This is a genomic window from Kribbella lupini, from assembly GCF_039529595.1.
In the GTDB taxonomy this organism is placed as follows: domain Bacteria; phylum Actinomycetota; class Actinomycetes; order Propionibacteriales; family Kribbellaceae; genus Kribbella; species Kribbella lupini.
On the sequence record NZ_BAAANC010000001.1, the window covers coordinates 1229244 to 1236499 of the forward strand.

Sequence of the window (7256 nt, forward strand, 5' to 3'; positions counted from 1 at the left end):
GATCGTGAGGCTGTGGACGGTCCGATTGACATGAGTCGAACAGGTGTTCGAACATGGGGGTGTGACGGGGACAGCTGCAGCCGACGAGGCATCGCCGATTCCGGCCGGGGACACGACGGTCCGGGCCGGGCGGATCACTGCGCTCGACCAGGCTCGTCAGCTGCTCGCCCGGGCGCAGGCTCAGAAGGCTGCCCGGGCCGCTGAGGCGGAGGAGTCTGCCGCGGCGGCGTCCGTGCTGACGGCTCTTCCGACGCTGGACACCGCGCGTTCCCGGACGGTGCCGGCTCCTCGGACCACGGAGACGCGGGTTCAGCAGGCGCTCGACACGGCCAGTACGGAGCGGGCGCTGCCGACTCTGCCGGCGGTGTCCGAGCTGCTGTCCGGTGATCTGCGCGGCGGCGCGGTGTATTCGGTGCGTGGATCGAGCGCTCTGGTGATGGCGATGATGGCCGGGCCGTCGGCCGAGGGGGCTTGGTGCGGCGTGGTCGGGATGCCGTCGTTCGGTGCGGAGGCGGCGCGCGGCCTCGGAGTTGATCTCGAGCGACTGGTGCTCGTTCCTGATCCTCAGCACGACTGGCTGAGCGTGGTCGCCGCGCTGGTCGACGCCCTGACCGTGGTGGTGGTTCGTCCGCCGGGCGAGGTCACTCCTGGCGAGGCTTCTCGGCTGTCGGCCCGGCTGCGGACTCGGGGCGCGATGCTGATCGCCGTTGGTTCCTGGCCCGGTAGTGAAGCGCGGCTGGAGGTGCAGGCCAACGCGTGGAGCGGTTTGGGTGCCGGCGAAGGGCATCTCACCGCTCGGCAGGCGACCATCGCGGTCACCGGCCGCGGTGCCGCCGTACGGCCTCAGCAGCATCAGCTGTGGCTGCCGGCTCTCGACGGGACCATTCGGCCGGTGGAGGAGACTGCGGCCGAGGGGCGGCCGGTGGGCGACGGCTGGTTGCAGGAGGCGGTCGGCTGATGGCGGTTTCTCAGCAGCCGGTCCAGGGTGGTCGGCGCTCGGCGGGCAGCGGCTCAGCCCGGCAGGTGGGGATGCGGACGATGGTGGTGTGGGTGCCGGACTGGCCGGTGCTCGCGGCGGCTTCGGTGGAAGGGGTTTCGCCGGACGCTCCGCTGGCCGTCCTGCTGAAGGGGCGCGTGCTGGCCAGCTCCGCCGCGGCCCGTGCCGAAGGCGTACGCCGTGGACTGCGGGCCCGGGATGCTCAGTCCCGCTGCCCGGAGCTGCTCGTGCTCAAGTACGACCCGGTGATCGACGCGCGGGCGTTCGACCCGGTGATCGGCTGCCTGGAGGCGCTCACCCCGGGCGTCCAGGTGATCCGGCCCGGCATGTGCGCGCTGAAAGCCCGTGGCCCAAGCCGCTTCTACGGCAGCGAGCCGGCCGCCGCGGAGAAGCTACTTGACCGGCTGGAGACGTACGACGTACCGGGTGGTCGCGTCGGGATCGCCGACGGCCCGTTCGCCGCGGAGCAGGCCGCGCGGGCCGCGTCGGCGCAGACGCGGGTCAAGGTGATCCCGACCGGCGGGTCGGCCGAGTTCCTGGCGCCGCTCACGGTCGACACGCTGGAGCGGCCGGAGCTCACCGACCTGCTGCGGCGGCTCGGGCTGCGGTCGCTCGGCGCTTTCGCGCGGCTCCCGGCGACCGAGGTGCTGACCCGGTTCGGACCGGACGGCGCGTTCGCCCACCGGCTGGCCCGGGGCGACGACGACCGCGCGGTGGTGGCCCGGCAGGTCCCGCCCGAGCTGACCCGGACCCTTGACTTCGAACCGCCCGTGGACCGCGTCGACCAGGTCGCGTTCGCGGTCCGGACGGTCGCGGACGAACTGGTCGGCCGACTGACCGCGCTCGGCCTGGTCTGCACCACCCTGCGCGTCGAGGTTGGGACGGAGTCCGGCCGGGTGCACGAGCGGGAGTGGTTGCACCCGCGCTGGTTCGCGCCCGGTGACGTGGTCGACCGGGTCCGCTGGCAACTCCAAGGCAGCGGTACGGCGACCAGCGAGCTGACCTCCCCGGTGGTGCGACTGCGCCTGGTCCCCGAACGCGTCGACCCGGTCGGCGCCCACGTCGACACGCTGTGGGGCAGCGGCCCCGACGAACGCATCCACCGCGCACTGTCCCGAGTCCAGAGCATGCTCGGCCACGGAGCCGTGGTCACCCCCGTGATCGGCGGCGGCCGCGGCTACGCCGACCGCCAGACCTTGATCCCGTGGGGCGACCCACTCACCCCCGACCGCTCACCCGACAGTCCCTGGCCCGGCTCCCTCCCCGGTCCTACTGCGCCACCGGCGCCGGCTGCTGCCACTGCCACACCCGTCGCTGCCGCACCTGCCCCCATCGCTTCCGCGCCCACGTCGGTGCCCGGCGCACCCACACCCGTCGCCGCCGCACCCACGCCGGTGTCGGCCGCATCCGCGCCAGTGCACGCCGCCCCCGCGCCCGGGGGCTCGATGCCCGCGGGCCCCACGTCGGTGTCCGTTGCCCCGGCGGCCGGACCCTCCATGCCCATAGGCCCCACGCCTGTGCCGCCCGTGCGCGCGGCTTCCTCACCTCGGGCAGCTTCTGTTTCTGTTCTTCACTCGGCTCCTGCGCCCGCACCTTCTCCTTCCAAGCCCTCCGCGCCGGCGACTCACCGGCCTTTGCCCACCACGACTCCGCTGCCGTTGCCTTCCACCTCCGGCTGGCCGGTTCCGGTGCCGACGCTGGTCTACCCCACACCTCACCCCGCCGAAGTGCTGTCGGCCGACGGACGCCCGGTCACGGTCAGCGCCCGGGGCGCCCTCTCCGGCGCGCCTTCGGTCTTCCGCCTGCTGCCCGCCCCGCAAGTTGCCGACAGCAACAAGCTGTACCCGATCACCGCCTGGGCCGGCCCCTGGCCGGTGGAGGAACGCTGGTGGGACTCCGACACCGAGAACCGCCTGGCCCGCTTCCAGCTCGTCACCGCCGACGGCCGAGCCTGGCTGGCCGCCATCCAGAACACCCACTGGTGGATCGAGGCCAGCTATGACTGACCCCACCGCGTCCTGTGCCGCCTCCGCAGCTACACCCACTGACGTTGCTGCTGCCTCCGCTGCCTCCACCACCCCCGGCGGCACCACCCCGGGTTGCCGGCCGGTCGAAGGGCATCTGGTCTGCGCCCGTCGCCACCTCCTCGCCGCGCATCGGCAACGCCACCGCCTCACCGCGCACCGCCACCTGCGCTACGCCCGTCGCCACCTCCTGGCGGCCCACCCCGGCGTCCTGGACCTCGCCCCCGACCTCCGTCCACCCACCACACCCAACCCGGCCCGAGCGACCAGGCGCCACCTCACGTCGTACCGGATCTCCTGTCCTGCAAGGCATTCCCTGCCCGGCGCACGGCACCTCCGCCTGCCCGATCATCGCCGCCTGTCCGCCTGCCGGCATCTCCATCGAGCCCGCCGGCAGCTGCAGAGGGGAGCCACTCATGGGCTGGAATAACCCAGCCGTCCCCTGGTCGGAGCTGGAGCGCAAGCTGTCGGGCCGGACGCGCCCGCCCGAGCCTGCCGACGAGTTGCTGGAGGCCGACGGCGGCGACGGCCCGGCCTGGTCGCGCCACCGCCCGCCGTACGACCCGGACCCGGCGCTGCGCCCACGCCGTCCCGAGGGACCGGTCGTGCCGTACGCCGAGCTGCACTGCCACTCGTACTACAGCTTCCTCGACGGCGCCTCCGCTCCGGAGCAGTTGGTCGAGGAGTCCGTTCGCCTCGGCCTGCACGCGCTCGCGCTGACCGACCACGACGGGTTCTACGGCGTGGTCCGGATGGCCGAGGCCGCGGAGGAGTACGGCGATCTCGGCACGGTGTTCGGCGCCGAGCTGTCGCTCGACCTGACCAAACCGCAGAACGGCGCGGCCGACCCCGAAGGCAGTCACCTGCTGGTGCTGGCCGAAGGCCAGGAGGGGTACCACCGGCTCGCCGGAGCGATCACCGAGGCCCAGCTCGCCGGTCAGGAGAAAGGCCGTCCGGTCTACGACTTGGAGGAGCTCGCCGATCACGGCAAGGACGACTGGCTGATCCTGACCGGCTGCCGCAAGGGCCTGGTCCGGCGCGCGCTCGAGCTCGGCGGGCAGGCGTACGGACCGGCGGCCGCGGCGCGCGAGCTCGACCGGCTGACCGCGCTGTTCGGCAAGGACCGGGTCGTCGTCGAGCTGATCGACCACGGCCTGCCGACCGACAGCAGCCGCAACGCCGTACTGGCTCGTCTCGCCGCCGAGCAAGGTCTCCCGGTCGTTGCCACGAACAACGTTCACTACGCCCAGCCCCGCGGGCACCGGCTGGCGGCCGCGGTCGCCTCGGTCCGGGCGCGCCGTTCGCTGGACGCGATGGACGGCTGGCTGCCCCCGGCCGGCACGGCGCACCTGCGGTCGGGGGAGGAGATGCTGGCCAGGTTCCACCGGTACGACGGCGCCGTGGCGCGCTCGGTCGAGCTGGCCGACCAGCTCGCGTTCAGCCTGCGCGCCGCCAAACCGAACCTGCCGCACCAGGAGGTCCCGCCCGGGTACACCCCGATGAGCTGGCTGTGGAAACTCTGCCAGGACGGCGTGAAGAAGCGGTACGCCGGCAAGCCGAAGCTGCGCGCCGAGGCCGAAGCGCGGGTCGACCGCGAGCTGAAGGTGATCCAGGAGCTGGAGTTCCCGGGCTACTTCCTGATCGTGCGCGACATCGTGATGTTCGCCCAGCGCCAGGGCATCCTCTACCAGGGCCGTGGCTCGGCGGCGAACTCCGTGGTCTGCTACGCGCTCGAGATCACCGCGATCGACCCGGTCTACTTCAACCTGCCGTTCGAGCGGTTCCTGTCCGCGGCCCGCGACGAGGAACCGGACATCGACGTGGACTTCGACTCCGACCGGCGCGAGGAGGTGATCCAGTACGTCTACCGCAAGTACGGCCGGCGCAACGCGGCCCAGGTCGCGAACGTGATCACCTACCGCCCGAAGCTCGCCGTCCGGGACATGGCCAAGGCGCTCGGCTTCAGCACCGGGCAGCAGGACGCGTGGTCGAAACAGGTCGACGCGTGGGGCGCGGTCCGCAGCAGCGTGGACCACGACATCCCCGAGCCGGTGGTGAAGCTGGCCGAGGAACTGCTGAAGTTCCCGCGGCACCTCGGCATCCACTCCGGCGGCATGGTGCTGACCGACATCCCGGTCGGCCACGTCGTACCGGTCGAGCACGCCCGCAAGGAGAACCGGACCGTTCTGCAGTGGGACAAGGACGACTGCGCCTGGATGGGGCTGGTCAAGTTCGACCTGCTCGGGCTCGGCATGCTCGCCGCGCTGCAGTACTGCATGGACCTGGTCCGGGAGCACCTCGGCGAGGACTGGACGCTGGACAGCATCCCGAAGGAGGAACGCGGCGTCTACGACCAGCTCGGTCACGCGGACTCGGTCGGCGTGTTCCAGGTGGAGAGCAGGGCGCAGATGAGCACGCTGCCGCGGTTGCGGCCGCGCAGCTTCTACGACCTGGCGATCGAGGTGGCGCTGATCCGGCCCGGCCCGATCCAAGGTGGCGCGGTGCACCCGTTCATCCGCCGCAAGCTGGGGGAGGAGCCGGTCACCTACCTGCACCCGAAGCTGGAACCGGTCCTCGCGCGCACGCTCGGGGTGCCGCTGTTTCAGGAGCAGCTGATGCAGATCGCGATGACGGTCGGCGGCTGCAGCGGCGAGGACGCCGACCTGCTCCGCCGCGCGATGGGGTCCAAACGCGGCGTCGAGAAGATCTCGTCGCTGCGCGCCAAGCTGTACGACGGCATGGCCGGGAACGGCATCACCGGCGAGCTGGCCGACCAGATCTACGAGAAGATCGAGGCCTTCGCGAACTTCGGCTTCGCCGAGTCCCACTCGATCAGCTTCGCCCTCCTCGTCTACGCCAGCACCTGGCTCCGCCTGCACTACCCGGCCGCTTTCCTGGCCGCCCTGCTCCGCGCCCAGCCGATGGGCTTCTACTCCCCGCAGTCCCTCACCGCCGACGCCCGCCGCCACGGCGTACAGGTCAACCGGCCCGACCTGCACCTGTCCCAGGTCCACGCGAGTCTTGAATCCGTTGTGGACTCCGGTGGATCTTCGACAGTGGTTGCCGCCACTGGGAACGCAGGGTGTTTGGAGCAGGACCAGCCGGAGGTGGGGGAGTTCGATCCGACGGTGCGGTTCGACTCGGACGTGCACCGGCGGGACGGGCGGTTGGCGGTGCGGCTCGGGCTGGCCGGGGTGAAGTCGATCGGCGAGAGCACGGCCGAGCTCGTCGTCGAGGAGCGGGAGAAGAACGGCGCGTACGCCGACATGGCCGATCTGGTACGCCGGACCGGGCTGACCGCCGTACAGCTGGAAGCGCTGGCGACGGCTGGTGCGTTCGACGGGTTCGGTCTGTCGCGCCGGCAGGCGCTGTGGGACGCCGGGCGGGCCGCGGAGGAACGCCCCGGTCACCTGTCCGGCGTGAGCAGCGTCGGTCCGCCCCCGACGCTGCCCGGGATGAGCGAGATGGAGACCACGATGGCCGACCTCTGGGCCACCGGGATCTCACCCGACGACCACCCGATCCGCCACGTCCGCGCCGCCCTCGACACCCGCGGCATCCTCCGCGCCAACCAACTCGCCACCGCCCCCGACGGCACCCGCGTCCTGGTCGGCGGCGTGGTCACCCACCGCCAACGCCCCGCCACCGCCTCCGGCGTCACCTTCCTCAACCTCGAGGACGAGACCGGCATGATCAACATCATCTGCTCCGGCGGCGTCTGGAACCGCTACCGCCGCATCGCCAGCGAATCCAGCGCCCTGATCATCCGAGGCCGCCTCGAACGCTCCCAAGGCGTCACCAACCTCGTCGCCGACAAACTGGAACGCCTCCCCCTGGCCGCCCGAACCACCTCCCGAGACTTCCGCTGAGGTGCATCTGGCCGGTTTGAAAACGAGCTTCCGCTGACGGGACATCCGACCGGTTGATGCCCGGCTTCTACACCTGCCGGGAACACGCCCGGGCAGGTGGCCTGCCGGTGCAGGGACGGTTGGCCGCCGCGCAACCGCCGGCTGCCGCGCAACCGCCGGATGCCGCGCAACCACCGGCCGCGGCGCAACCGCCGGATGCCGCGCAACCGCCGGATCACGTCGCCGGACGGCCAGCCCTCACCGGTTCCTGTGCTCCGCCGCACTACCCGGCGGCCGGTTCCCGTTCTCCGCCGCACCACCCGGCGGCCGGTTCCTGTGCTCCGCCGCACCACCCCGCGGCCGGTTCCCGTTCTCCGCCGCACCACC

3 protein-coding genes are annotated in these 7256 nt (G+C 72.1%); all 3 read left to right on the forward strand.

Going from position 1 to position 7256, the window contains the following annotated elements; all coding sequences use genetic code 11:
- The first annotated feature begins 61 nt into the window (after nt 1–61).
- The 3 genes from ABD235_RS05575 (at nt 62) to ABD235_RS05585 (ending at nt 6890) form a co-directional block, all read left to right on the forward strand.
- Entirely contained in the window at nt 62–958 is an 897-nt protein-coding gene (locus ABD235_RS05575) for a hypothetical protein (protein ID WP_344170406.1), read from the forward strand.
- Nucleotides 958–3003: a Y-family DNA polymerase gene (locus ABD235_RS05580; protein WP_344170409.1), complete on the forward strand. Its 2046-nt coding sequence runs from the start codon at nt 958–960 to the stop codon at nt 3001–3003. The genes ABD235_RS05575 and ABD235_RS05580 overlap by 1 nt, the downstream gene beginning before the upstream one ends.
- Nucleotides 3004–3437: 434 nt before the next feature.
- Nucleotides 3438–6890 (forward strand): error-prone DNA polymerase, encoded by a 3453-nt coding sequence (locus ABD235_RS05585; protein ID WP_344170411.1) that lies wholly within the window; start codon nt 3438–3440, stop codon nt 6888–6890.
- Nucleotides 6891–7256 lie beyond the last annotated feature (366 nt).

Excerpts from the sequence above, each read along its gene's own strand:
- ABD235_RS05580 (WP_344170409.1), top strand. The coding sequence starts at position 958 with ATGGCGGTTTCTCAGCAGCCGGTCCAGGGTGGTCGGCGCTCGGCGGGC.
- ABD235_RS05585 (WP_344170411.1), top strand. The coding sequence starts at position 3,438 with ATGGGCTGGAATAACCCAGCCGTCCCCTGGTCGGAGCTGGAGCGCAAG.